This is a genomic window from Planktothrix serta PCC 8927 (assembly GCF_900010725.2).
Taxonomy (GTDB): Bacteria; Cyanobacteriota; Cyanobacteriia; order Cyanobacteriales; family Microcoleaceae; genus Planktothrix; species Planktothrix serta.
The window spans coordinates 54130-79490 of sequence record NZ_LR734886.1 but is presented as its reverse complement, the minus strand read 5'-3'; the positions used below and the strand labels follow the sequence as shown (position 1 = coordinate 79490).

Annotated in this window: 21 protein-coding genes and 1 pseudogene; 7 read left to right on the top strand and 15 right to left on the bottom strand. The window is 38.3% G+C overall.

Features of this window, described 5'->3' with window-relative positions; all coding sequences use genetic code 11:
* The first annotated feature begins 333 nt into the window (after positions 1–333).
* On the top strand, positions 334–1065 hold the full coding sequence (locus PL8927_RS26365; RefSeq protein ID WP_083626885.1) for a glutamine amidotransferase-related protein: 732 nt from the start codon (positions 334–336) through the stop codon (positions 1063–1065).
* Between the two features lie 85 nt (positions 1066–1150).
* Here the strand turns inward: PL8927_RS26365 and PL8927_RS26360 are convergent, their stop codons facing one another.
* Both PL8927_RS26360 and PL8927_RS26355 read right to left on the bottom strand, forming a co-directional pair.
* The gene (locus PL8927_RS26360; RefSeq protein WP_083626884.1) at positions 1151–2980 is read right to left on the bottom strand and encodes a transporter substrate-binding protein; all 1830 of its coding nucleotides are present in this window, start codon (positions 2978–2980) and stop codon (positions 1151–1153) included.
* Positions 2981–3108: 128 nt separating this feature from the next.
* The gene (locus PL8927_RS26355) at positions 3109–4974 is read right to left on the bottom strand and encodes a serine/threonine-protein kinase (RefSeq protein ID WP_083626883.1); all 1866 of its coding nucleotides are present in this window, start codon (positions 4972–4974) and stop codon (positions 3109–3111) included.
* Between the two features lie 22 nt (positions 4975–4996).
* Between PL8927_RS26355 and PL8927_RS26350 the strand changes: the two genes are divergently transcribed.
* The gene (locus tag PL8927_RS26350; protein ID WP_231506155.1) at positions 4997–6586 is read left to right on the top strand and encodes a phenylacetate--CoA ligase family protein; all 1590 of its coding nucleotides are present in this window, start codon (positions 4997–4999) and stop codon (positions 6584–6586) included.
* Positions 6587–6788: 202 nt separating this feature from the next.
* Positions 6789–7817: a PEP-CTERM sorting domain-containing protein gene (locus PL8927_RS26345; RefSeq protein WP_083626881.1), complete on the top strand. Its 1029-nt coding sequence runs from the start codon at positions 6789–6791 to the stop codon at positions 7815–7817.
* Between the two features lie 63 nt (positions 7818–7880).
* Here PL8927_RS26345 and PL8927_RS26340 read toward each other — a convergent pair whose 3' ends face one another.
* The 3 genes from PL8927_RS26340 to rnhA form a co-directional block, all read right to left on the bottom strand.
* Positions 7881–8639 carry an ABC transporter ATP-binding protein gene (locus tag PL8927_RS26340; protein ID WP_083626880.1) on the bottom strand — a complete coding sequence of 253 codons (759 nt, stop codon included), beginning with the start codon at positions 8637–8639 and terminating at the stop codon, positions 7881–7883.
* Positions 8640–8691: 52 nt separating this feature from the next.
* On the bottom strand, positions 8692–9909 hold the full coding sequence (locus tag PL8927_RS26335; RefSeq protein WP_083626879.1) for an ABC transporter permease: 1218 nt from the start codon (positions 9907–9909) through the stop codon (positions 8692–8694).
* Between the two features lie 144 nt (positions 9910–10053).
* Positions 10054–10530, bottom strand: coding sequence for a ribonuclease HI (gene rnhA / locus PL8927_RS26330; protein ID WP_083626878.1), 477 nt, complete (start codon positions 10528–10530; stop codon positions 10054–10056).
* 90 nt (positions 10531–10620) lie between these two features.
* Between rnhA and PL8927_RS26325 the strand changes: the two genes are divergently transcribed.
* On the top strand, positions 10621–11220 hold the full coding sequence (locus PL8927_RS26325) for a chorismate lyase (protein ID WP_231506156.1): 600 nt from the start codon (positions 10621–10623) through the stop codon (positions 11218–11220).
* A gap of 18 nt (positions 11221–11238) precedes the next feature.
* On the opposite strand, the gene PL8927_RS26320 is transcribed toward PL8927_RS26325, so the two are convergent.
* The 6 genes from PL8927_RS26320 to PL8927_RS26295 form a co-directional block, all read right to left on the bottom strand.
* Complete coding sequence (locus PL8927_RS26320) at positions 11239–12945, bottom strand: EAL domain-containing protein (protein WP_083626876.1); 1707 nt, start codon at positions 12943–12945, stop codon at positions 11239–11241.
* Positions 12946–13169: 224 nt separating this feature from the next.
* A complete protein-coding gene (locus PL8927_RS26315; RefSeq protein ID WP_083626874.1) occupies positions 13170–14750 on the bottom strand; it encodes a glycosyltransferase family 39 protein in 1581 nt (526 codons plus the stop codon).
* Positions 14751–14791: 41 nt separating this feature from the next.
* Complete coding sequence (locus PL8927_RS26310; RefSeq protein WP_083626872.1) at positions 14792–14992, bottom strand: hypothetical protein; 201 nt, start codon at positions 14990–14992, stop codon at positions 14792–14794.
* Positions 14949–15989, bottom strand: a complete 1041-nt coding sequence (locus tag PL8927_RS26305) for a WG repeat-containing protein (protein WP_083626870.1) — start codon at positions 15987–15989, stop codon at positions 14949–14951. Before PL8927_RS26305 ends, PL8927_RS26310 begins: the two co-directional genes overlap by 44 nt.
* A 258-nt stretch (positions 15990–16247) precedes the next feature.
* Positions 16248–17648, bottom strand: coding sequence for a (Fe-S)-binding protein (locus PL8927_RS26300; protein ID WP_083626868.1), 1401 nt, complete (start codon positions 17646–17648; stop codon positions 16248–16250).
* Between the two features lie 32 nt (positions 17649–17680).
* Positions 17681–18991 (bottom strand): FAD-binding oxidoreductase, encoded by a 1311-nt coding sequence (locus PL8927_RS26295; protein WP_083626865.1) that lies wholly within the window; start codon positions 18989–18991, stop codon positions 17681–17683.
* A 141-nt stretch (positions 18992–19132) separates the two neighbouring features.
* On the opposite strand from PL8927_RS26295, the gene PL8927_RS26290 reads away from it, so the two are divergent.
* Positions 19133–19846 (top strand): DUF4079 domain-containing protein, encoded by a 714-nt coding sequence (locus PL8927_RS26290; protein WP_083626863.1) that lies wholly within the window; start codon positions 19133–19135, stop codon positions 19844–19846.
* Here the strand turns inward: PL8927_RS26290 and PL8927_RS26285 are convergent.
* From PL8927_RS26285 to hpf, 4 genes and pseudogenes are all read right to left on the bottom strand, one after another.
* Complete coding sequence (locus PL8927_RS26285; protein ID WP_231506154.1) at positions 19843–21453, bottom strand: mechanosensitive ion channel family protein; 1611 nt, start codon at positions 21451–21453, stop codon at positions 19843–19845. The genes PL8927_RS26290 and PL8927_RS26285 overlap by 4 nt on opposite strands.
* Positions 21454–21528: 75 nt before the next feature.
* Positions 21529–22572 (bottom strand): GGDEF domain-containing response regulator, encoded by a 1044-nt coding sequence (locus PL8927_RS26280; RefSeq protein WP_083626859.1) that lies wholly within the window; start codon positions 22570–22572, stop codon positions 21529–21531.
* Between the two features lie 322 nt (positions 22573–22894).
* Positions 22895–23017 (bottom strand): annotated as a pseudogene (locus tag PL8927_RS26270) (RNA-guided endonuclease TnpB family protein); the annotation flags it as partial.
* A 195-nt stretch (positions 23018–23212) separates the two neighbouring features.
* Complete coding sequence (gene hpf / locus PL8927_RS26265) at positions 23213–23860, bottom strand: ribosome hibernation-promoting factor, HPF/YfiA family (RefSeq protein ID WP_083626855.1); 648 nt, start codon at positions 23858–23860, stop codon at positions 23213–23215.
* Positions 23861–24119: 259 nt separating this feature from the next.
* Here hpf and lipB point away from each other — a divergent pair, with 259 nt between their 5' ends.
* Together lipB and PL8927_RS26255 are read left to right on the top strand one after the other, a co-directional pair.
* A complete protein-coding gene (gene lipB, locus PL8927_RS26260) occupies positions 24120–24791 on the top strand; it encodes a lipoyl(octanoyl) transferase LipB (protein WP_083626853.1) in 672 nt (223 codons plus the stop codon).
* Positions 24792–24987: 196 nt separating this feature from the next.
* The gene (locus PL8927_RS26255) at positions 24988–25299 is read left to right on the top strand and encodes an RNA recognition motif domain-containing protein (protein ID WP_083626852.1); all 312 of its coding nucleotides are present in this window, start codon (positions 24988–24990) and stop codon (positions 25297–25299) included.
* Positions 25300–25361: the final 62 nt, after the last annotated feature.

Sequence of the window (25361 nt, the reverse complement as noted above, 5' to 3'; positions counted from 1 at the left end):
CAACAACCCGCCGTTAAATCGGGGTACCGATTTTAACGGGGGCTTGAAATCAAGCCCAAGTTGACCAGACTGTGTACCAATCATGTACTCCGTTAGTGGCAAGCGTTAAAAGTCTTACCTACGGATGCGAAGCTAGTCTGTAGCTCTAAAACTCAAAAGTTAAACATCTTTAAATGGGTTAAGGAAGTGCTTTTGAGAAAGTACCGACCACTAACATTGTCGTTCGCGCAGCGTGTGCGAAGCACTCAGCTAACTTTACCCTAGAAATAGGAGTGACAGAAATGTCCAATTACGTCTTTGTAATTGATAGCAATAAAAACCCTTTAAGCCCCTATGAAAAATATTCTGGTTATTATTCATCAACCCACCTCCCAAACAGGACGAGTGGGACAAATTCTAACCTCTTATGGTTATAAACTGGATATTCGCCTTCCCAGTCAGGGTGATGCTTTACCCCATCATTTAGACAAACATGAAGCGGTGATTGTTTTTGGGGGGCCCATGAGTGCCAATGATGAGAATACTTTACCTTATATCCGTACTGAACTTAACTGGATTCCTCTAGTTTTAGAGTCAAAAAAGCCTTATTTAGGGATTTGTTTAGGTGCTCAACTCTTAGCAAAAGTTTTAGGTGCTAAAGTCTCTGTTCATCCTCAAGAAATTCGAGAAATTGGCTATTTTCCCATTACCCCAACCCTAGAAGGACAAGATTATTTTAACTCCCTTGAATACGTTTATCAATGGCATCAAGAAGGGTTTGAATTACCTTCTGGCGCAGTCTTATTAGCAAGGGGAAAAACCTTTCCTAACCAAGCTTTTCGCTATGGAAAAACAGCTTATGGTCTTCAGTTTCACCCCGAAATAACTGGAGAATTAATCCAACGCTGGAGTGAATCTGGAATCGAACAATTAACTTTACCCGGAAGCCAATCTATAACGGAACAATTTCATAAACACCGTTTGTATGGAACTCCCGTGAAAAAATGGTTAAAAACATTTATTCCGAGTTGGATGAATTCGATTCGATCAGAACAAAATTTGCTATTAGAACGGTGCTCGGCTTAATTTAATATAAAATTAGATCAGTTATTAGTTATAGCAGTCGCGCTCACAGGAGGTTTGACAAAGATTAATACAGCAAACCTAGACTTTAGACTTGTGTTTCTCTTTTTCCTCCTGTTCCCTGTTCGCTAGTATAATGTAAACACCATTGATTTTTGCCGTTATTTTTGGCTTTATAAAGGGCTTTATCAGACTCAGAAATCAACAATTCAGGGGAAGAAATTAACGTAGGAATCTGACTAGAAACCCCTAAACTAACGGTAACATACGGCTCGGCTAAAGAGGTTAAATGCGGAATTTGAAGTTGTTGAACTTCTATATTAATCCGAGTTGCGACTTGGGAAGCATCAAATAAAGCAGTCTGGGGTAAAATCACAGCAAATTCTTCTCCTCCATAACGAGCCACAATATCAAACCCATTTCTGACGGCTTTTTTAATGGCTTGAGCCACCTCTTGTAAACAGTCATCTCCCTTTTGATGGCCGTAGGTATCATTATAGTTTTTAAAGTAATCAATATCGCATAAAATTAAGGCTAAAGATGTTTGATTAACCAGATGTTGATTCCATAAAGATTTCAGACATTCATTAAACCAATATCGATTCGCAAGTTTAGTTAAACTATCTGTAATTGCCATATATTTTAATTCCAGATTCACCTCTTTTAAGGTAATTTCAATGCGTTGGCGTTCTTCAATTTCAGTTTTTAATTGTTTCATTGTTAATTCTAACCGTCGGCTATTCGCTTCTAATAAACAACTATGTTGAATGCCTTGGGATACTTCTGCTAACATATCAATAACCAGATCGGCTTGAGGAAAGTTTTTTAACTCTTCTACTCCTAGCCAAGGTAAGGGTTTAATTAAACTCGGACTTTTCCAAACAATCTCAAACTGTCCATTTTTAGTAATTTGACCAATATAACAGTTTTTCCATAAATGATGATTAGCTTCGATTTTAACGACTCCTCCGGGTGCAGGAAAAGTTTGATGATAAGCGGCTTTTCTGACCGCATCGGTTTCAAAACTGTTTGCAGTTTCTACCGATTGTTTCCACAAATAAACTTGAAAATAAGAGGCTTCAATTGGGTCAGAAGTTACTCTTTCTATGCCATGTAAGGCTTTAAAATTATTCACAAATTCTTGATTATGGGGAGTATTTAAACTTTGAAAATAGCTCCAGCAGGCATAGTGACCCACACCCGCTTGAACCATATTGTGGACTTCTGATTCTGAAATACTTACCGCCATAATTGGAAGTTCAGACGGTTGAATTCCAGCCTCATAATAAGCCTGATAAAAATCAAAATTACTATCTCCATTTAAAGTATTAAAAATAACATTGGGTTTTAACTGTTTAATTTCATCAATAATATCGGAAAATTTTCGATTTCCCAAAGCAAAATACTGTTCTCCGATGACGGTTCCCCCTTCTTGTTTGAGGAGAGATTTAATTAATTTATGCGCTGTGCGAGGAAACACATAATCTGAACCCAATAAATAAAATCGTTTTCCTAAGTTTTTGAGTGACCAACTCACCGCAGGTTGAATTTGTTGATTTAAACAGGAACCCGTATAAAAAATATTAGGAGAACATTCTAATCCTTCATATTGAACCGGATACCAAAGTAAAACATTAAATTCTTCCATTAAGGGTTTAACTGCTTTGCGAGAAGTCGATGTCCAACACCCAAATACTGTTGCGACTTGATCAATTTCTAGTAACTTTCTGGCTTTATTTTCAAATACGAAAATATCCGAGGCTCCATCTTCAATTACAGCTTCAATTTCATGTCCTAAAATCCCTCCCTGAGCATTAATTTCTGCGATCGCCATTAAGGTTGCTTCTAACAACGGCGTTGCACTCATTGCCATTGTTCCACTTAATGAATATAAAATCCCAACTTTTATTTTGTTCATAGAGTTTAATATCCTTTAGAGTCTGGTGTTCACAATTTTAACCTTAAAATTTAGAACCCTTGAATTTTGACAGAAATCGGATAAATTTTTAGTCCGTTTGAATACCCCTACAAACAATAGGAAATCCGTTAACGAGTTTCTAAAGTTAACTCGTAGTTAATAGGTTTAGAAGACTCAGACACCACCACAAATTCATAATCACCCGAATCCGGTAAGCGACCTGACCAAAGCCTCTTAGAGGAATCTTCTAATAAAGATTGTGCTTTTTGTGTTGTACCTGGGGTATAAATTGAAAGTAAAGTAGAAGCTTCTGAAGACTTTAGACGTACCTGCAAAATTTGATTTTTATTAAAGCGAGCAATATAGGCTTTTCCGCCTCCTGGTTTCAAGGTTTCTTTCAAGGTTTTTCGAGTTTTTTTCGAGGCAAATTCTACCCGTTCCCAATCTAATCCCGCTTCTAAATTTCTGACCACATCATCTGTAAAAGCTTGCCAAACTTGTCCCATTGGTAATCCCAATAAATTAGCAGTTCTCGATTGTTCTGGAAATAAATAGAAAAATTTGGCATCTGCTAAATCATATAAGGATTGACTACTTAACGATAACTGATTAACTGTTGCTTTCCACTGATCGAGATCATCAAGGCGATATGTTCCTAATTTTATCCGAGATTGCTCACTCAATTGACCCAGACGTTGCAACAATTTATCGGCAATTTTATTCCATCGTTCTCGCCAAATTGCATCCGAGGGTGCATCGGTTAAAGTTCGTCCCCGTTGTTCGGGATAACGAGTATAAAATTCTTCATTAACTAACGCTGCAAAAAAGCCAAAATCAATTCCTAATAAACGCCGTTGTTCTCGTAATGCTTCTTGTCGTTTTTGTTCCGTTCGAGGGATTTGGTTTAAATCTTGATTCGCATAATTATTTAACCAATAACGTCCTCCTAACCATCCCAAACCTCCGATGATTAAGACAGAAATAAACACGAATAAAGTCGCTGGAATCCCAAAAGATTTCCCTCCCTGAGTGGGAATATTTGGCGGTGATAAACTCTGGTTTTGGGTTAAAGTAACTCCTGGTTGAGTAACGGGGATAGATTGTTCAGGGGGAGGCTGAATTAGGGGAGAATTCAGTGCTGAGAGTGCGGTGAGAATATCCGGTGCGGAAGGAAAGCGATCGCTTTGACGATAGGCTAACATTTTATCTAAAATTTCTCCGAACGCTGGGCTCAAATTCGTGTATTTTCTCCAATTCCAAATTAACGTTTGCGGATCAATTAATTGTTGGGGTTCTTTTCCGGTTAATAAAACTAATATTGTTGCTGCTAATCCATATAAATCACTGTTAGGATAAACCCTTCCTAAACGCATTTGTTCATCGGGAGCATACCCGACTTTTCCTAAACAAGTGGGGGTCGGATTTTGACCTTGTTGTGCTGCTAATTCGGATTCGACTTTCGCTTGAATTAATTTCACCCCTCCAAAATCAATTAATATAGGTAAACCATCCGATTGACGTTGAATAATATTCTCAGGGGAAATATCCCGATGAATGACTCCATAGCGGTGTATATAGTCCAAAACGGGTAAAAGTTGGAATAATAATTGAATTATTTCTGCTTCTGAAAATTGCACCCCTTGACGCAAGCGTTGATTCAGTAAACTGCGATAATTTAAACCCTCAACATAATCTTGTACAAAAAATAAATAGCCTTTATTATCAATTGTTTCTCGAAATAACTCTCGAAATCGAGGAATTTGAGAATGTTTTAATTGATAAAGAATTTGCGCTTCCCGTTCAAATAATTCCTGGGATTTTTTTAAGGCGAAACTCCCTTGTAGCTGGGGAGCAAATTCTTTTAAAACGCAAAGTTCCTCAAACCGATGTTGGTCTTGAGCTAAATAAGTGCGTCCAAAACCCCCATGTCCTAACTCACGGACAATGGTGTAATGGTTTCTTAGAACAATACCGGGGTAAATTAATTGATTCATTCGGTGTTAGGGTAAAAAAGTAATGCTGAACGGCTCAGATCTATCTAAATTGAGAGTAGCAATTTATTGGGACAGTAACATGGGTCAACTCAGAGACGAACAACGCCAACGCGCAATTTCAGCGTTAAACGGTTTTTTATCTACACCCTTATCGGATTTATTGCAACCCTCTACAGATAGAGGAGTTACTTCTGTTTTACAATTATTTCAAGAGATTGTCACAACGGTTCCCGCCTATCAACAGTTTTTAGCAGCAAATGATCGGTCTATTCATGATATTCAAACCCTCGAAGATTTCCAAACCCTTCCTTTAATTACTAAAGAGAATTATTTACGTCAATATTCTCTATCCCAATTGTGTCGTCACGGTCAATTAGAAACCTGTGATTTAATTGCGGTTTCTTCAGGTTCCACCGGAAAACCGACATTTTGGCCCCGTTTTATTAGTGATGAATTGCAAATTGCAACTCGTTTTGAACAGATTTTTTATGATAGCTTTCAAGCGGATCAACGTCGAACTTTAGCGGTTATTTGTTTTACCTTGGGAACTTGGGTTGGCGGAATGTATACAACGGCTTGTTGTCGTCATTTAGCAACGAAAGGATATCCAATTACTGTGATTACTCCTGGAAATCAAAAACCGGAAATCTTTCGCGTGATTCGAGAGTTAGGAGAACAGTTTGAACAGGTGGTTTTATTAGGCTATCCTCCGTTTATTAAGGATGTTATTGATACGGGAATTGCTGAAGGCATGGAATGGCAAAAATATCAAGTTAAATTGGTGTTTGCGGGAGAGGTATTTAGTGAAGAATGGCGCAGTTTAGTCGGGGAAAGGGTCGGATCAACTCAACTAAATTATGATTCAGCAAGCTTATATGGAACAGCAGATGCGGGAGTTTTAGGCAATGAAACGCCTTTGAGTATTTGTATTCGTCGGTTTTTAGCTGAACATCCAGATATTGCTAAACAATTATTTGGGGAATCTCGATTACCGACTTTAGTTCAATATGACCCCAACAGTCGATTTTTTGAAATGGAAAATGAGGAAGATTCTACAACGGGAACGTTATTATTTTCGGGTGATAATGGGATTCCGTTAATTCGCTATTATATTGCTGATCAAGGAGGAATTATTGAATTTCAGCAGATGTTGGATTTTTTAAAACAATGGGATTTTGACCCGATTTCAGAATTACAAAAAACCGGAAATCGGGGAATTCATCAGTTACCGTTTGTGTTTGTATTTGGGCGATCGCAATTTATTATCTCTTATTTTGGGGCTAATATTTATCCTGAAAATGTCACAGTCGGTTTAGAGCAACCTTTAATTAAAGATTGGGTAACGGGTAAATTTGTGATGTCTGTGATTGAGGATACAGATCAAAATCGATTTCTATCGGTGGTTGTAGAATTAGCTCCAGGTATTGCAGAAACGGAGGAGAAAAAAGCAGCGATCGCTGATTCTATTTTAACTCAATTAAAGCGCCTTAATAGCGAATTTGCTAATTATGTTCCTCCTGAATATCAAACTCCTAAAATTACCCTAAAATTAACCGGAGATCCCGAATATTTCCCCCTAGGCGTTAAACATCGTTATACCCGGAAAAATTAGGAAAGGGGAGCAGGGGGAGAAGAGGAGCAGGGGAGAGGGGGAAAAATACAGTCAACAGTCAACAGTCAATTCTCTGTATATTTACCGAAGTTTTACAATAAATCTCCCTAAACTTTACAAAACCCCCGTGATATTACTGAGGAAGCAGCGAATACAATATGAAGTTGAACATCAAACCAAGCTATCCAAGGTGCAGGCTACTATGATAAATATTTCTACTGTTAGTCGCTTATTCGTGGTTTCCGTTGGAGGAACCATTGCATTTACAATTACAGGGGTAAATTCTGCCCAAGCCGCAACATTTAGCAGTGTTAATATTTTTGGAGATAGTCTGAGTGATCCTGGTAATATTTTTAATCTGTCTGGTGGCTTATTTCCGCCACCACCCTATGCTCCAGGACGCTTCTCCAATGGCGATATTTGGACAGACTATTTAGCAGATGATTTAGGACTTAACCCAACTCCTTATACAAGTGGAATTCCCTCAACAGAAGGTGTTAATTATGCCTTTGGAGGTGCAACTTCAGGAACAGAGAATATTTTTTATCTCTTTGATCCTAAATTTGCTGGACTACCAGGTGTAACTACTCAAGTAGGTGCATTTATTCAACCCTTATTACAACAAGGTCAAACTGCTGACCCCAATGGTTTGTATATTCTTTGGGCTGGAGGAAATGATTATACCTATGCGGGTAGTGATAATACGACGGAAGTTGTTGATAATTTATCTTTGGCTATCAACAATTTATATAGTGTCGGTGCGAGAAATTTCTTAATCGGAAATTTACCCGATTTAAGTAAAACTCCTTTAGGAAGTAGTAATCCAGGTGATTTACAAGAGACGGTTGAAGATCATAATGCTTTACTCAAAAAAGGCATTAAAGACTTAAATCAATCATTGTTTAATTCTAATATAGCCCTATTTGATGTTAATAACGTGTTCAAAGATGTGATCAAAAAACCTTCTAAATATGGGTTGACAAATGTTACTGATCGCTGTTTGCCCGCACAAACAGACCCCAAAGTTCCACCAGTTCCATGTAGTAATCCCAATGAATATTTATTCTGGGATGATTTTCATCCGACAACGACAGGTCACAAATTGATAGCGGATGCTGCTTATGCAACGATTGAAAAGGAATTCAAGCCTGTTCCTGAACCTAGTACAGTATTGGCTTTAACGGGATTAGGCTTAGGATTACTTTTGAAAAAAACCAAAAGTCAAAAATAAATAAATCTCCAAAAAATCCCTTGTTTTTTGCCTTTACTCCCATAACAAATTTGAGACTTAATATTAAAAAACAGCACTGTGTAAATCATTGGGGGTGAGATGGGAATGTATGACTTCCCCATCTTTAAACCAAACAATGCGACGAGTTTGACGAGCAACATCGGCTTCATGAGTTACCATTACAACCGTCATACCAGTCGAATTTAATTCTGTGAAAATATCCATCACTTCTTGAGTGGTTTGCGAATCTAACGCCCCAGTGGGTTCATCTGCTAATAATAAGACCGGACGATTAACAATAGCACGGGCGATCGCTACCCGTTGTTGTTGACCTCCTGAAAGTTGATTCGGTTTATTATTTAATCGATTTTCTAACCCGACTCGAATTAAGGCTTCCTTAGCTCGTTCTCGACGTTCAGATGCCGAAATTCCTGCATACATCATCGGTAAAATTACATTTTCTAAAGCGCTGAGTTGGGGTAAAAGATGGAATTGTTGGAAGACAAACCCTAATTTAATATTGCGAATTCGGGCTAAATTATTCTCCGACATTTTCGCCACATTCACCCCATCCAAATAATAGGAACCTGCGGAGGGACGATCCAAACAACCGATAATATTCATCGCCGTTGATTTTCCCGAACCCGAAGCACCCATAATTGAGCAGTATTCTCCTTGTTCTACCGTTAATGTTACCCCTTTTAACGCTTGAACTTGAATATCACCCATCCCATAAACTTTGGTGACATTTTCTAAATGAATAATAACAGGATTAGGTTGTAAATCTTGATTTTCGGGTTGGGCGGAAATTGATGTTTTCATAATTAGGTGCTGAGGGTTGGCGGTTGATTTTTGAGGGTTAACAAACCTCTCATTAAATACTTCTTAAAGCCACAATCGGATCAAGTTTGGCTGCTTGTTTGGCGGGAACAACACCGAAAAATAATCCAATAGCCCCAGAAATGCTAACGGCTGTTACAATTGCAACGGTAGAAACTCCCGCTTCTAGCGGCGTTAAAGCACCCACTAATAAAATACCACCCACACCAATTAATGTACCAATCAAACCCCCGGCTGCGGATAGGATCACAGATTCAATCATAAACTGAATTAAAATATCTGATTGGGTCGCTCCGATCGCTTTTCTCAAACCGATTTCTTGCGTTCTTTCACTCACAGAAACCAACATAATATTCATAATTCCAATACCGCCCACTAATAGAGAAATGGCGGCGGTTGCGGCTAATAAAATCGTTAAAGCTCCAGCAATACTTCCCAAGATATTCATTAAATCTTTTTGGTTTCTAACCGTAAAATCATCTTCGTCGGTAATTTTATGTCTTAATCGCAGTAAATTTTCAATTTGAAATTGAGCCGCGCCCATATTATCTTGACTATCAATCGCAATCGAAATAAACGTAACTTGGGTTCCATAGGGAGATCTATTTCCCACAATTCTATTCGCCATTGTTGTTAACGGGACAAAGGCATTCATATCTTCATTACTGCCCAAACTGGAGCCTTTAGGCTGCATTACCCCCACCACTTGTAAACTCATATTCCGCAGTCGAACCGATTTACCAATGGGGTCTTCAGTTCCAAATAATTGTTGAGCTAATTCCGATCCTAATGCGATAACTTGTTGATTGCGCTTTAAGTCTAAATCCGTAATAAATCGACCTTTAGCAATATCAAAATTCCGCACCGATAAATATTCCGGTGTTGTTCCCACGATAGAAGCTGAAGCATTATTACTGCGATAATTAATTAATTCACTGCCATTCAAAGAAGGAGAAACTTGTTCAACAGAAGGAACTTGTTCTGCGATCGCGAAGGCATCTTCTAAGACTAAATTTTGAGGAGGAAACACCGGACGACGCTGAGATTCAGGACTTCCAGGTAACACAAATAAAACATTTGGCCCCAAAGAACTGACTTGATTATTAACAAATCTCTGAGCACCTTCTCCAATCCCAATCATCGCAATAACAGAAGCATTGCCAATAATAATTCCTAACATGGTTAAACTACTTCGCATTTTATTTGCTAATAGCGTTGTAGTTGCCATTTTGATACTTTCTAAAAAGTTCATAATCTGGTGGCTTGACGGTTGACGGTTGACGGGTAGGGACTTCCCTTGTTTCTTAAGGTCGTTTGATCGTTTTCCCTTATATTATAGCTGAATGAAATCAAGTCCCACGACTGGAGTAAGACTTAATTATGATTAAGAAGCAGATTATTGTGAATATCCTAAATCTGGGAGTAAATCAGTTTGTTGTGCAGCGTTAACCGCCAAGCGATCGCAACATTCATTTTCTTCATCTCCCGCATGACCTCTAACCCAAATAAATTGAACTTGATGTTGTTCAGAGATATTGAGTAATCTTTCCCACAAATCAGGGTTTTTAGCTAGATCTTTTTGATTGCGTTTCCAATTATTTTTTTGCCATTTCTTCGCCCATCCTTGAGTCATCGCATCGACTAAATAGCGAGAATCTGTATATAAATTAACAGCACAAGGAAACTTTAAGGCTTCTAATCCGATAATTGCCGCCATTAATTCCATGCGATTATTTGTGGTGAGTTGATATCCTCCTGATAATTCTTTGCGATGGGGGCCAAACATTAACACGACGCCATATCCTCCTGGCCCTGGATTGCCACTACAGGCCCCATCGGTATAAATTGTAACTTCTTTTAAATTATCGTTCATAATCCCATAATTGAAACCTGATACCTGACATCTGTTGCGCTATCATAGACAACTGACGTAAAGTTTTGTTGCATACCCTTGACTGCCAGTATTAGAAGACTCGAACCTATTACTCAACCGACTGCTTGGCATCGTCTTCGGTGTCGATGGCAGGGAGATGAAGCTATTGTTAAGCAAGGACTGCCTCACAGTCAACTCTCTCCCCCTTGGCAAATTTTAATGTTAGGGGATGGCTCTCCGACTCGACACCTCCAACTGTTAACGGGGGAACCCACAGAGGTCGATGTGATTGATATGTCAGCCGTTGGCATGAGCACGGATAATGCCCCAGAACAGATTTTAGCGGTTCCTGGCCCCCGTGTTCGCCGTCAAGTGTGGTTAAGAACCGCATCAGGACAACGGTTAGCTTACGCAACTTCTTGGTGGGAAGCCAGTCACGTTGATGAATATTTACAAAATCGGTCGTTACCCATCTGGGCGAGTTTAGCACGATTGCGAACCGAACTTTATCGGGATGTGCAGGGAATTTATTATGGGGATAGCAAAGCATTAGAATTAGCCTTTGGAGAATCAGGGCCCTTTTGGGGACGTCATTATTTATTTTGGCATCATGGCAAACCTTTAACCTTGATTTATGAAGTTTTTTCTCCTTATTTAACTCAATATTTAGGACAAACAGGAAACGGTTGACGGTTAACTGTTAAGCCCCTATTTCCTATTAGAATAAAACTCACAAAATTGTTCAAAGGGGAGAGGAGGACTAATCAAATAGCCTTGAATTAGATCACAACCTTGGTGAGCTAAAAAATCTCGTTCTAATTGGGTTTCGACTCCTTCAGCAATCACTTTAAAATTCAGTTGACGAGACAGCCTAATAATAGCAGAAACGATAGCAGAATTTTTATGATTTTGAGTAATATCTTTAATAAAACAGCGATCAATTTTTAAAATATCAAACAAGAAATTTTGAATATAACTTAAGGAAGCATAACCCGTTCCAAAATCATCAATAGCAATTTCAATTCCTAATTCCTGTAATTGTTTAAATTTTTCTAACGTTAAGTTAATATTACGAACCAGCACACTTTCAGTTAATTCTAATTTTAATTGTTTAGGATCTAGCCCAGTTTGTGCTAAAATATCTATAATATCGGCAACAAAATCCTCATGTTCAAGCTGTTGAGCCGAAATATTAACAGCAATTTGAAGCGGTGGAAGTCCTGCCAATTTCCAGTCAACGGCTTGAGTGCAAGCTGTTTTTAATACCCATTGACCCAAGGGGACAATCAAACCTGTATTTTCAGCAATCGGAATAAATTCGATAGGTGAAATATTTCCCTTATCAGGCGATATCCAGCGAATTAATGCTTCTGCACCGACAATTTCCCCGGTTTTTAAATCAACTTGAGGTTGATAATAAAGCTTAAATTCATTATTTTTTAAAGCTTTAGCTAATTCTAAATCTTGTTTTGTTAATAATATAATCCGACATTCTTCTAATTGAACAACTTTTCGTTCTAATATTTCTAAAATTCCATATAATTCTAAAGGGTCTAAAACCTGAACTAAATTACTTTCCGTGATAATTCCCTGTAATTCGCCTTGTTCACCCACGACGGCTAATCGTCGAATTTTATGTTTTTGTAAAATTTGCTGGGCCAGAGACAGAGGTTCTGTTGATTTAATCGAAAATAGAGGAGAACTCATCACAGCCTCGGCGGTAAGATGTTGTAAATTTAATTCTAAAGCTTGCAGTTGCAAAATATCTCGTTCTGTGACAATTCCTACTGGATATAACATTCCTTCTTGTTCAACAACAACAACAATACAACTAATATTATATTGAGCTAAAATTTGGGCAACTTCTCGAACTGGGGTAAAGGGATAAACCGTCATTACTTGACGAGTCATCACTTCTGAAACTTGGCGAAACCTCAAAAAATGATGATGATTTAAAACTTGTCGCAAACTACTTAAGGTGACTAAACCTAAAACTTTTTTCTGTTGATTCAGGATAGGTAAGTGGCGAATTTGAAAGCGGCGCATCATATTATAAGCCACAAATACATCCGTAAATTCCTCACGGTTTAAGGTAATCACAGGTTTAGTCATAATCTGTTTAACCGTTGTTTGAGACAGATTTTGCCCTTTAACCGCTAATTTCACCGTATCCCGTTCTGTTAAAATCCCAACTAATGCTTCATTTTCCATCACCAACACACATCCAGGGGACTGAGAATAAACGGCTGAGTTTTCAGCCAGATGGGGTGACTCTGAAAGTAAACATTGTTTTTTATTGGCCTCGTTCATTGCCATCAGAGCCTGTAACAAAGGTGTATCGGGTGTAACGACCGCACAAGCAGGAATAATCGAATTTTGAAGATTAATCATCTCATCGAGCATTGTGAAACTCATGAAATTTTGTGAATTTGAGTACAAGTTTGTTCAAATTTCTCCTTAGTATTATGACTCATAGTGGGTTAATTGTTTAAATTTTAAATAAATTAAACAATTGATTGGCGAGGGGGAATCAATAGAATTGAATTCGATAGAAATCTGCTCTTTTGACTGAGAGACACGCCCTCGGTGAAGGAAACCATAACCCTTGGGCGCGTCTTGATTAAAAGATGAAAGCAAGATTAGATTTTCTCTGGGCTGTTAGGGTTGGGATTCCCTGTCTGTGGGGTAATTTTTGGGGGCGTTTCCGAAGATTTAGGAACTAATAGAAAGAGTTGTAAGGGTTCAAAGCCCGTTTTAAAGGTTTGATGTTCTTGAGTTTTAAACTGGTTAGAAACAAAGTTATTAAAGACTCTTTCATCAAACGCTTCACAAAGTACCCAAAATCGGGAATGAGTTGATAATAGATTGGATAGGGGTGTAATTTTTACAGTTTTTGCGTCTGAAACGGGTTGTTTTTTGGCAACGGTTTCTGCACATACATTAACTTGCAATTCGATGGGTATTTGACCTTGATAGTAACGAGATAAGGGATTGGGTTTTTGAACATTTCTAGGAGTCCGAGAATAAATAATCACATCCCCAGGTTTTTCCTGGCTGGTAATCACTTGGCTAATGGCTGACCAATTAACTCGGTCTGATGTTGTATAGTAATGGGTTAAACCCCAACCCACAGCAATCAAATAGTAAATCCCGATGACGGCTGCAAGATAACGCCAGCGATAAAAAATTTGGATAAATCCTATTGCTAACAAGATGAAAAAATAAGGGGCTACAAACAAGAGATATCGAGGAAACCAGATATTAGCAAAAGCGTAGGACATTAACAGGATAGGAAGGGGGGGTAAAAAAGCCCATGCCACAATCCATAATAAGGGTTGAATTCGATGTTTGATGATGTAATAGAGGGAAACAGTCATTAAACCCAGTAACAGGATGCTATAGAGTTTAAAAAAGACTGCCATTCCCTTGCTTAATTCTCTAGAACTGGGGGCATCAACGGTAAAAACTTCCGGGGTTGAAAGCACAGTTTTGAGATTAATCGGGGATAAATCAGCAACCCAATCTCCAAAAAATTTAGGGGCTACATTCAGAATCGCCACGGAGGAAGGAATTATTAAAAGTCCGGTCAGAAATAGGCAAATTCCAATGGATAATAACACCCGTCGTTGATTTCGATATCTCCAAGCAATAATCACTAAGTCAGGAAATAATATCAGAATATTGAGGGGACTGGTTAATGTTGTTAATACCCTGGCTATTGCCCATAAAATTAGCCACTTGATGTTTAAATGTTCTAACGCTTCAATCAAAATTAGCGTACCAAGGAGAGCTAGAAATGTACTCATACTATACATTCTAACTTCTTGAGCATGAAAAATAAAGATGGGTGAAAGGGTTAGTAAAAAAGCGGAGATAATCCCAATAATTTCTCCGGCTGTGCGACGACCAATTTGATAAGTCAGAAACACATTACCAATGCCAAAAATGACGGATAACCCCCGTAACCAGGCATCACTTTTACCAAAATTCATCCAAAATTGTAACAAGATAAAATAGAGGGGACGCACACCAGGATTGAGAATATTAAAATCTTCAGCATCCCGTACACTATAATATTCATCTTGCCATAGGGGTTCTGTTCCCAGTTGATACAGATATAATATTGTTGCCAGAAGCAGAATTAGAGTAATCGGCAGCCAAGAGCGTATTTTATGGATAGGAAGACTGCCTAAAGGTGAAGTTTGGGGATTAAATGTCATATTGTTTACACAAGGACATGGAATGTATTGTTCAGTTTAGCTTAAATTTGCTCAGTATATGTTATTTTATTTCCCGATAACCCTTCATTGGTAATCAAACGAGCGCCTCCTTGATTGGTGAAATAACTCCACACCCATTGAATCATCACTAATACTTTATTATCAAAGTTTATCAGGGTATCATAGACTACAATAACTTTATTTTGTGGGTTGCCAAACCCATGCACCTGCTGAATTAACATATCCCCATTGGTCTTGAATTCTAACCGCCGCTAATCCCTGTTTAAATTCATTCGCACTATCAAACTGAGGCGGGATTTTAATCGACCCTTTTTGATCAATATATCCCCATTTTTGTTTAATTTTAACGGCTGCTAACCCTTCAGAAAAATTAGCAGTTTCTTCATATTGTAAGGGAATCGCAAAATTTCCCTTCTGATCAATATAACCCCACTTTTTGCCTTTTCTAGCCACCGCTAACCCTTGAGAAAAATCCCAAGCATAATCAAATTCTGGTGAAATAACTATTTTTCCAGTTTGATTAATATATCCCATTTTATTTTTAACTAAAACCATCGCTAACCCTTCAGAAAACCGCCAACTTAAATCAAATTCAGGTGGAATTATTAATTTTCCTGTGGGATTAATATAGCCAACTTTTCCCTTAATATTAACGGCGGCTAATCCTTCTTTAAATTCTGAAGTATTATCAAATTGAGGAGTAATAACCCATTCTCCTTTAGGGTTAATATAGCCCATTTTCTGCTCTTTTTGTACCGCAGCGAGTTGAGAAGAAAAACCCCAAGCAAAATTAAACTGCGGGGGAATCAAAAATTTTCCAGTTTGATCAATATATCCCCATTTATCATTGATTTTAACTGCCGCCAATCCTTCTGAAAACCCCCAAGCCACATCAAACTTAGCCGGAATTACCAGATTTCCTTTTAAATCAATATAACCTTTTTTAGATTTAATTTTAACGGGGGCTAGTCCTTCTGAAAATCCCAAAGTTGATTCAAATAGAGGTTCAATAATAACTTGTCCCGCTTGGTTAATATATCCCCATTTTTTATTTTGAATAAAGGGATAAAGAAAGGTTGAATTTTGTTGTTGAGTTAGGGTAAAATGGGGAACTGAGGGGATTGAGTGAGGAGAGGCTAAAACCTTTGTAAATAGATGAAAATCAATCAGAGTTGCTATTCCCAAAATTCCTAAACAAGCTGAAATAATTCGATTCATAGTTTAAATCAGTTGTATAAATATCTCAAAATCCAATTCATCGTAGGGGAGAGGCGCGCCCATGGGTGTCAACTTAAGCCGAAAACCCGTGATTAAAAGATCAGATCCCCCTAAATCCCCCTTAAAAAGGGGGACTTGGATCTCCTGTCCCCCCCTTGTTAAGGGGGGTTAGGGGGGATCATTGAGAATTCGGGTTTGATCGTCTACTTTTAGCGTTAAGTTGACACTAATGGGCGCGCCGTCCCCCTACACAGAAATTTATTTAATTTTAATTCCTCGAATTGAATAATCCAGTAATTCCATCGGGTGCATTAAAGGAATATTTTTGCCTTGCAATTGTAAATGTTTTTTAATTTGCAAAGAACAACCCGGATTAGCAGAAGCAATTAATTCCGCCCCAGTATTGATTAAATTATCGACTTTTTGCTGTCCTAATTCTTCTGCAATTTCCGGTTGTAATAAATTATAAACCCCTGCACTTCCACAACATAAAGAAGCATCTAAAGGTTCTCGTAATTTTACCCCTGGAATTTGTTGCAGAAGTTCACGAGGTTGAGAACTAATTTTTTGTCCATGTAATAAATGACAAGCATCTTGATAAACTAGGGTTAATTCTCCAGTTTCTGTTAAAGGAAATAGAGGTGTTTTTAAACCAATTTCTGCTAAAAATTCCTGAACATCTTTAACTTTTGCTGCAAATTCTTCAGCTTGTTCTCGATATTGAGAATCATCTTTTAAGATGTGTCCATATTCTTTTAAGGTATGACCACAGCCCGCCGCATTAATAATAATAGCATCCAAACGAGTCCCTGAAAATCGATCAATCATTTGTTTAATTAACGTATAAGACTGTTCAGTTTGTCCTTGGTGTTCGGGTAACGCCCCACAACACTCTTGATTTCTCGGAATTACAACTTCACAGCCATTCGCAGTTAAAACTCTCACCGTTGCTTCATTAACGGGATTAAAAAATAACCGTTGTACACAGCCTAAAATCATGCCAACTCGATAACGTTTTTCCCCTTTAGCGGGAATAATTACCGGAAACTCCTCTCGAAACGCATCCGCAGTAATTTCAGGTAAAATTGATTCCATTGCTGCTAAACGAGGAGAAATTTTGGGTAATAAACCCGTTTTTCTAACTATTTCTTGCACTCCTAATTTCTGATAGATAAAAAGCGGAATTAAAAACGCTCTTAAACGCTTAGGATAGGGAAACAAATTAAAAATTAATCCTCGAATTAAACGGTCAGATAAACTTCGAGGTACATTTCTTTCCACTTGTGGACGAGTAGCGGCAATTAATTGATCATATTTAACGCCGGACGGACAAGTTGTGACACAAGCTAAACATCCTAAACAACTATCAAAATGTTGGGCGGTTGTTTCCCCTAGAGAAGCATCATTTTTAGAAATGGCATCCATTAAATAAATCCGTCCCCTGGGAGAGTCCATTTCTGTTCCTAAAACCCGATAACTGGGACAAGTTGATAAACAAAATCCGCAGTGAACACAGGTGCTAATAAAATTGGGGTCGGGGGGATTTGTTGAGTCAAAACCCGGAATTTCAGCAGGGTTTAAATGGGGATTTTGCCCTAAAAAATTACTCTGTTTTGCGGGAATAGTTTGAGATTCAATAACGGGTTCTGATGTTTGCATTTTAACAGCCTTCTCCTTTAACAATTTATGAATTAAATTCCACCAACAAATCGATTAGGACTCAATTGATTTTGAGGGTCAAATTGTTTTTTGATTTGACGCATTAGATTTAAAGCATTTCCTGAATATCCCCAAACCTCTAACTGTTGTTTTAGCTCTACAGGTGCTTTTAAAATCGATAAAAATCCCCCTTGAGATTGACACCAATTTCTTAAGTTTAACAAAGTTTCTGGAGAAACGCTTTCAAACCGTAACACCCCTAAACCAACCCCAGCATGAATAACGCCGAGGGTTTGACACTGCATTAAGGTTTTGACCGCAGAAGTGGGGGTAACTCCGATTTTACAAAGAATAGAAGCGTTAGATTGAGATTGCCAAATTTGCTGTTTTAATTGTTGCCATAAATTCGCCTGATCAAAGTCAAAATAAATTGCTTTTAACCCTAATGTTTCTCCCACTTCCATTAAGCGTTGACTCTGTTGTTGCACACTTTCTGGAATACTTTGAAACTGAACAACTAAACTAATTTTATCTCCAAATCCTAATAATTTTGATAGATTTGTCGAGATTAAATCTACAGAAACTGGGGTTAATGCCGAGGATAATAACGTTTGATTCGCTTGTGCAATTGCTTCCGGTTCTCCGGTGAGAATTACAGTTCCCGAAAATTCCGCTTGGGGATAAACTCGTAAGGTAATTTGACTAATAATTCCTAAAGTTCCATAGGAACCTGTGAATAATTTCATTAAGTCATAACCCGCCACATTCTTAACCACTCGACCGCCAGCTTTGGCGATTTTTCCATCATAACGAACAATGGAAATCCCCAAAATCAGATCGCGGATACTGCGATAACGTTGTCGAAGAAAATTTGTGTCTCCTGTGGCAATAATTCCGCCGATTGTTGCTAGTTCTGGATAGGTGGGATCGAATCCTACAACTTGATTTTCCTGGGCTAAAATTGCTTGCATTTGGGAGAATTTCATTCCCGCTTCTACGGTAATTGTTAAATCTCCAACGGCGTGTTCAATTAGTTGATTCATCCGTTCGGTACTCACGGCGAAATCGACGTTTTTAATCAGTCCTCCCCAATCAATTTTGCTACAGAAACCACAGGGTAAAACACTCAATTGTTGTTGATGAGTATAAGCAATAACCTGAGCCAATTCTTCTTGAGTTTGAGGATAAATAATTCCTTGAATTGTTGTTCCTGGGGTCAGGGATTGAATTATCTGTTGTTGTCGCACGGATTCGATTTCGTCCCAAGGTTGGACATTGCCTTCCCCTACGATTTTCTCTAATTCCTGTCGGTTTTTATGGTCGTTGGTAGAAATCACGTTCATTCAAAAAACGAATAGATTGATTTTAGCAAAAATTAAGTTATAACTATTCTATAACAGAAAATAGGGAAATAGGGAACAGATAACGCCAGAAGGGAAAACAAGCTTCAAATAGTCAGCAGTCATTATTTTTAGGAGAAAGTTATGGTATTTAATGATATTATCGCATTAATTCATCCTGTATTGGCGGTGGTTTTTGTGTTTCCCTTAATTGGGATTTCCGTTTATATGGCATGGCAAACTCGTCAACGCCGTCTACACCGTTCTAATCCAGAGAATAAGGTTAAAATTCCGCCGAATGTCGGACAAGAACATTTAAAAATTGGTCGCTGGTTAACGGGTTCAGTGGTAGGAATTACCTTAATTGCCTTAGCTTATTCGATTTATTTTAAAGGGGTTTTTAAGGCTTTATCTCCTGAAAAAATGTCTTTAGCTATTTTTATTGTGTTCATGTTTGGATTTACGATCGCTTCCCTAATTTTACTCTATAAATCCAAACCTAATCAACCCCTGTGGCGAGGAATTTTTGCTACTTTAACGGGAATGGGGATTGTAGTTTTAGGATGCCAAGAGGGTGTTTTTAGACGGGGTTATGAGTGGCAATTTTCTCATTACTATTATGGAGTAGCGGCAGCATTATTAATGATTTTTTCCTTAGCCATTGTGCCTGATATTTATAAGTCTAATCGCTGGAGAATTGCCCATACGGTTTTAAATTGTATCGCTTTATTATTGTTTCTGGGTCAAGGGATGACCGGGACAAGAGATTTACTGGAAATTCCTTTAAGTTGGCAACAACAACATCTCTATCAATGTGATTGGAATCAGAAAACTTGTCCTCAACCTCCTCAAGGTTAAGGGTTAGAATTCTGACCCCCAGAAGCATCTAAATTTTGGGGGTATCCGTTATTTTGATTTTGAGCAATTTGTTGGATAACACTTTGCAATTCAGGAGATAATTCTAAAGGGACGCTTCCCCGAATATTGACATCTCGTTGAGGAAAGGGAATCTCTATTTTATATTGTCTAAAAAGAGCTTCTATTTTAAAATAGAGATCACTTTTAATTAAAAATTGACGACTCGGTTTATTTGTCCAAACTCTTAATTCAAAATTTAATGAATTGTCCCCAAACCCTTTAAATAAAACTTGAGAAGCGGGAATCGATAAAACTTCAGAATTAGCTTTTGCTGCCGATAATAATAACTCTTTAACAATCTCCACACTAGACCCATAAGCAACCCCAATAGATAAGCGTAAACCAGAAATAGGATTATCATGATGCCAATTAATTAATTCCGATTCTAAAAAACGAGAATTCGGTACAATAATAGAGACTTGATCTAAAGTTTTAATCACCGTACTGCGAGCGCCAACTCGTTCTACAGTTCCCATATAATTACCAACTTCTACAAAATCTCCGACTTGAATCGGACGTTCAAATAATAAGACTAAACCACTGCCAAAATTTTTAGCAATATCTTTAAATCCAAATCCAATTCCCACTCCTAACGCACTGGCTAAAATCGTTAAAGAACTTAAATCTAAACCCCAAACTTGTAATAAAACAATTGTTCCTAGGGAAATAAACGCATATCTAAAAATAACTGAAACAACTTCTTGAGCACCTCGACTAATTCGGGTGGCGTTTAAGACACGAGATTGTAAAAGGTCTGTTATAACTTTAGCAAAAACAATTAATCCCCAAACTAAACCTACTAAAATCAATAAATCGGGAATAGAATAGGAGGCTTTATTAATCGTAATTAATTTAGAAGTTAAGGTGGAAATTAAGGTTCCTGTTAATCGATAACTTAAAATTCTGGTAAACGGAAATTGATTCGTAATATAAAGAACTATAGCCGTCCATAAGCCTAATCTTATCCCTGCCAATGTTAAAGTTAAAAATAATTCTAAATTATGAGACAGATCTGCTTGATTAGATCCAGGAGAGGAGGGTAAAAAAAACCGAAATAAATGACGGAGATAATAACGCCAAAACCGACCTAATCCCCAATGTAATAAAATACCCAGAGACAGCACTAAAAAAGCTTTAATCGCTGTTTTTTTCAGAAAATCAATACTGCGTTCTTTTCGTGATATATTCACGGCTTCTTGAATTTCAGAACGCCAAATTTGAGCTTGATCTTCAGGAATATTTTGATTTTGTGTATCTTCCTGAGTCACGGTGAGCAAATAAGAATTATTCACCCAAAGGGTGGGTTGTTGATTAATCGGTTTAACTTGAACTTCTATGGATTGTGTTGATGTTGCCGCCTGTTGTAATTTGGTACTAATCATTTCTGCTCGTTCTTGAGCCGTCAAATTTTCGGCTCCACTGACTTTAAAAATAGCTCGTCCATCTAAAGTTACCGCAGCAATATTAGATTGAAATAAGGGTTGAAATTGCTCCTGTGCTGAGGCTGAAAATTCCAACAAATAGAAGCAGCCAATTAAAACTAGCAAAACTATTTTGCCGAAGTTTATTCCTAACTTGAATTGAAGTTTTTTTAAAGGTTTCACAATTAGAATATTAAGCGATTAGAGAGGACTGGGAGCGGAATAGACAGCATAAGTATTTCGTCCCTGGGTTTTAGCATCATAAAGTGCTTGATCAGCTTGAATAATTAAAGCGGTGGGTGAGGTATTGGGAGCAGGAGATTGACAGGAAATTCCAAAACTTAAGGTGATTTTTTGATAGATAGAAAAATGAGTGTGTAGGAGATGAAGTTGTTCAACTTCAAGCTGTATATTTTTAGCAACTTGTATTGCACCATCCAGGGGAGTTTCAGGTAAAATAATCACAAATTCTTCTCCGCCATAACGGAAAACCAAATCCCCAGGACGTTTAACGGCACGATGAATCGCATGAGCGACTTGTTTAAGACAAAGATCTCCCGCAGGATGACCATAAGTATCATTATAGGTTTTAAAATAGTCTAAATCACAAATAATTAAGGACAGAAATTGTTTGTTTCTAGCCATCTGTCGCCAAGTTCGAGGTAACTGTTCATCAAAATAACGACGATTTCCTAACGCTGTTAAGCTGTCAATAAATGCTAATTTTTGTAATTTAAAATTAGCTTGTTTTAAAGCCTCTTCCGTTTGTAACCGTTGCTCAACTTCTAATTGAAGTTGATTATTTTTTTCAAAAAGTGTCTGGTTTTGATCTTCTAATTGACTATAAAGGTGTCTAATCATGAGTTGAGTTTTAACTCGAATAATCACTTCTTCAGGTTGGAAAGGTTTTTTAATATAATCTACGGCTCCTTCTGTAAAGGCTCTGACAATATCTTCAGCTTTATCCTGAACACTAATCATTAAAATAGGTACAGCATAGGTTCGAGGATTTGATTTAATCTGGCGACAGAGTTCATAACCATTAATATCGGGGAGTTGAATATCTAACAAGATTAAATCCGGTACTTGAGTTTCAATGGTGGCTAAGGCTAGTTTACCATTAATTGCTTTTCTGACCCGATAGCCTTGTTCAGCTAAAATTGCCGTTAAAACTCGCAGATTATCAGGATAATCATCAATAATTAATATATCACAGGGATTTAAGGGGTTTTGCTCGTTATTCATTGCTTGAGGAAACAGATTGAATTGGATGAGTTAAATCAATAATTAAATCAAATCTAAAATTCAGCACCCATTCTTTAAGGACTTGAATCAAATCCAGAAATTCTCCCGGAATTTGATCAATTAATTTCAAAACTAAATCATCGCTACATTGAGTAGCAGCCTGGTGTAATTGTTGAATTAATGGATGGGGTAACATAGCCAGTTGAGTTTTTAAAGCTGAACTGACNGAACTACCCACACTTCTCTACGAGTAAGTGTGGGCTTCTAGCATCAACGGGGATAGCATCAGAAGAAACAGAAGTTTTTTCTGACGACTGACATCATAAGTTTTCCCTTCTTTTTCGGCTTTGTACTTGAGCATTGTGCCCAACATTCCCCAACCACAATCACTAATTGCTTTAGCTAATTTAGGGTTTCTGACCAGATTCTTAACTGCCAGATCTTTTTTTGGTGAGCGTGAAATTCAGTGTGGGACTTATCGCTCCCCCAAACCCCCTCGTCAGTTAAATTTAATAAAAATGTTGTTGATTGATCTAAATACCAGAATAGAGATTCACCTCTAAACAACCTTTCCACCACTTCTACATGACCTCTACATGGATTATCGGGGGTTTGGTGGTCACTCAAACCCCCAATCCCCCTAAACTTGAGCAGCTTTGGGCGAAATCAAAACCTCCGTGTTACCCTGAGCGGATTTACCGTTGCTTCCGGCTTCTCCGTGGCGGGGTTGAATCACACCATAACCACGATGATTAGAACGCTTGTAGATGACATTGATTTCTTCTGTCTCGGCATTGCGGAACATATAGAAATCATGATCAATCAATTGAAGCTGTTCTAACGCCTCATCAATGGTTATCAGAGGCATCGCAAAATATTTTGTACGAATCACCTCTTGGGGTAGTTCAGGAGCACGATCTCCGATCAAATCTTCAACGACGGGATGCTCAATCACCACATCACCCGCTTTGGGCAGATTTTGAGTCTTATCCTGACGTTTTTCTTTATACTTCCGCAGTTGGCGAGCAATTTTGTCGGCGACTAGATCAATGCTGGCGTAAAGATTTTCACTACTTTCTTGAGCGCGAATCACAGTTCCGTTGGCATAAATTGTCACTTCTGCGGTTTGTTTTGGATTTATCCGAGGGTTCCGAGCAACCGACAAATGCACATCAACCTCTGTCGTCAACTGTTCAAAATGACTGACAGCTTTGGTGATCTTCTGATGTACATATTCGTGAATTGCACTCGTAACTTCCAAATTCTTACCCTGGATAACAAGCTTCATAAAGCGCCCTCCCGCTCATAATATGGGCATAATCTCACCTTAACACTAACCCGATACCAAACTTCACCCGTTTAAAATCTTTTTATCCTGTGACAATTCTTGACTTTTTTAGGTTAAGTTTTGTCAAAAACCTCTTGATCTTTTTGGGGATCTCTTGTACCTTTTTAGTTTCTCCTTCGTCTCTATTTAAGTATTGTTACTTATTATATTAACAGGAATGGGTTAATCTATCTATAATGTTTACATCTTTTTCTTAACGGTGGCCGTGGGTCTTCCTTGTCAAATTTATTACTTCGGTTCAGTTCCCTATACCTTAGCTTGGAACTGGCAGCAATCCTTGGTTCAAGACCGAAAGCTCAACCCCGATCTCGATGATCTGTTGATGCTCTTGGAACATCCCCCTGTCTATACCTTGGGACAAGGGGCTGATCTACAATTTCTCAAGTTTGATCCCCTCCAAAGTCCGGTTGAACTGCATCGGGTGGAACGCGGTGGGGAAGTCACTTACCACTGTCCAGGGCAGTTAGTCGGGTATCCGATTTTAAACCTCAAACGCTACACCCCCGATTTACATTGGTATTTACGGCAGTTAGAGGAAGTGTTAATTCAAGTTTTGGCAATTTATGGACTCCCCGGAGAGCGCATTCCCGGTTTAACAGGCGTTTGGATTAACGGCATCAAGGTGGCAGCCGTAGGTATTAAAGTTAGTCGTTGGATTACGATGCACGGTTTTGCCTTGAATGTCTGCCCCGACTTGAGGGGCTTTGACGCTATTATTCCCTGTGGCATTGCCCATCGACCCGTCGGCAGTTTAGCCCAATTTATTCCCGGTATTACCTTAGAACAAGTGCGTCCCCAGGTGGCCGAAACCTTTGCTCAGGTCTTTGGACTGGAGTTGATTCCTCCTGAAGTAGAATTAATGATCAATTAACAATTCTGTTGAGGTTGACAGATCAATTTAACTTGACCGTTAATAGTTAAAGATCATGCTATAATATAAACTGGATTAGGTATCGGTAGCCCAGTTTATGCTGGAATCAGGAAAAATTTTTCTGTTAAGTGTAAGTCCTACTCGCTTACCTCCGAATTCCAATCTCTGCACACCACTCGATTTTAAGAGGTAAGTAATGACTATTTACGTTGGCAATCTATCTTACAGCGTCACAGAAGACGATCTCAAAGAAGTCTTTGCTGAATATGGTACTGTTAAAAACGTTCAACTTCCTATTGACCGGGAAACCCAACGCAAACGGGGTTTCGGTTTTGTAGAAATGGACACAGATGCTGAAGAAACCAAAGCTATCCAAGAGTTAGATGGTGCGGAATGGATGGATCGTGTTCTCAAAGTGAATAAAGCTCGTCCCCGCGAGGAGCGCAAACCCTCCCGGGGTGGCTGGGGCGGAGGCGGTAATTCTAACTATCGCGGTGGTCGTCAGTAAACAGTTTTAATCCCGATTAACCTGCTCTGAAGTCTTCTTCTGACCGGACAGGGAATTTCAAC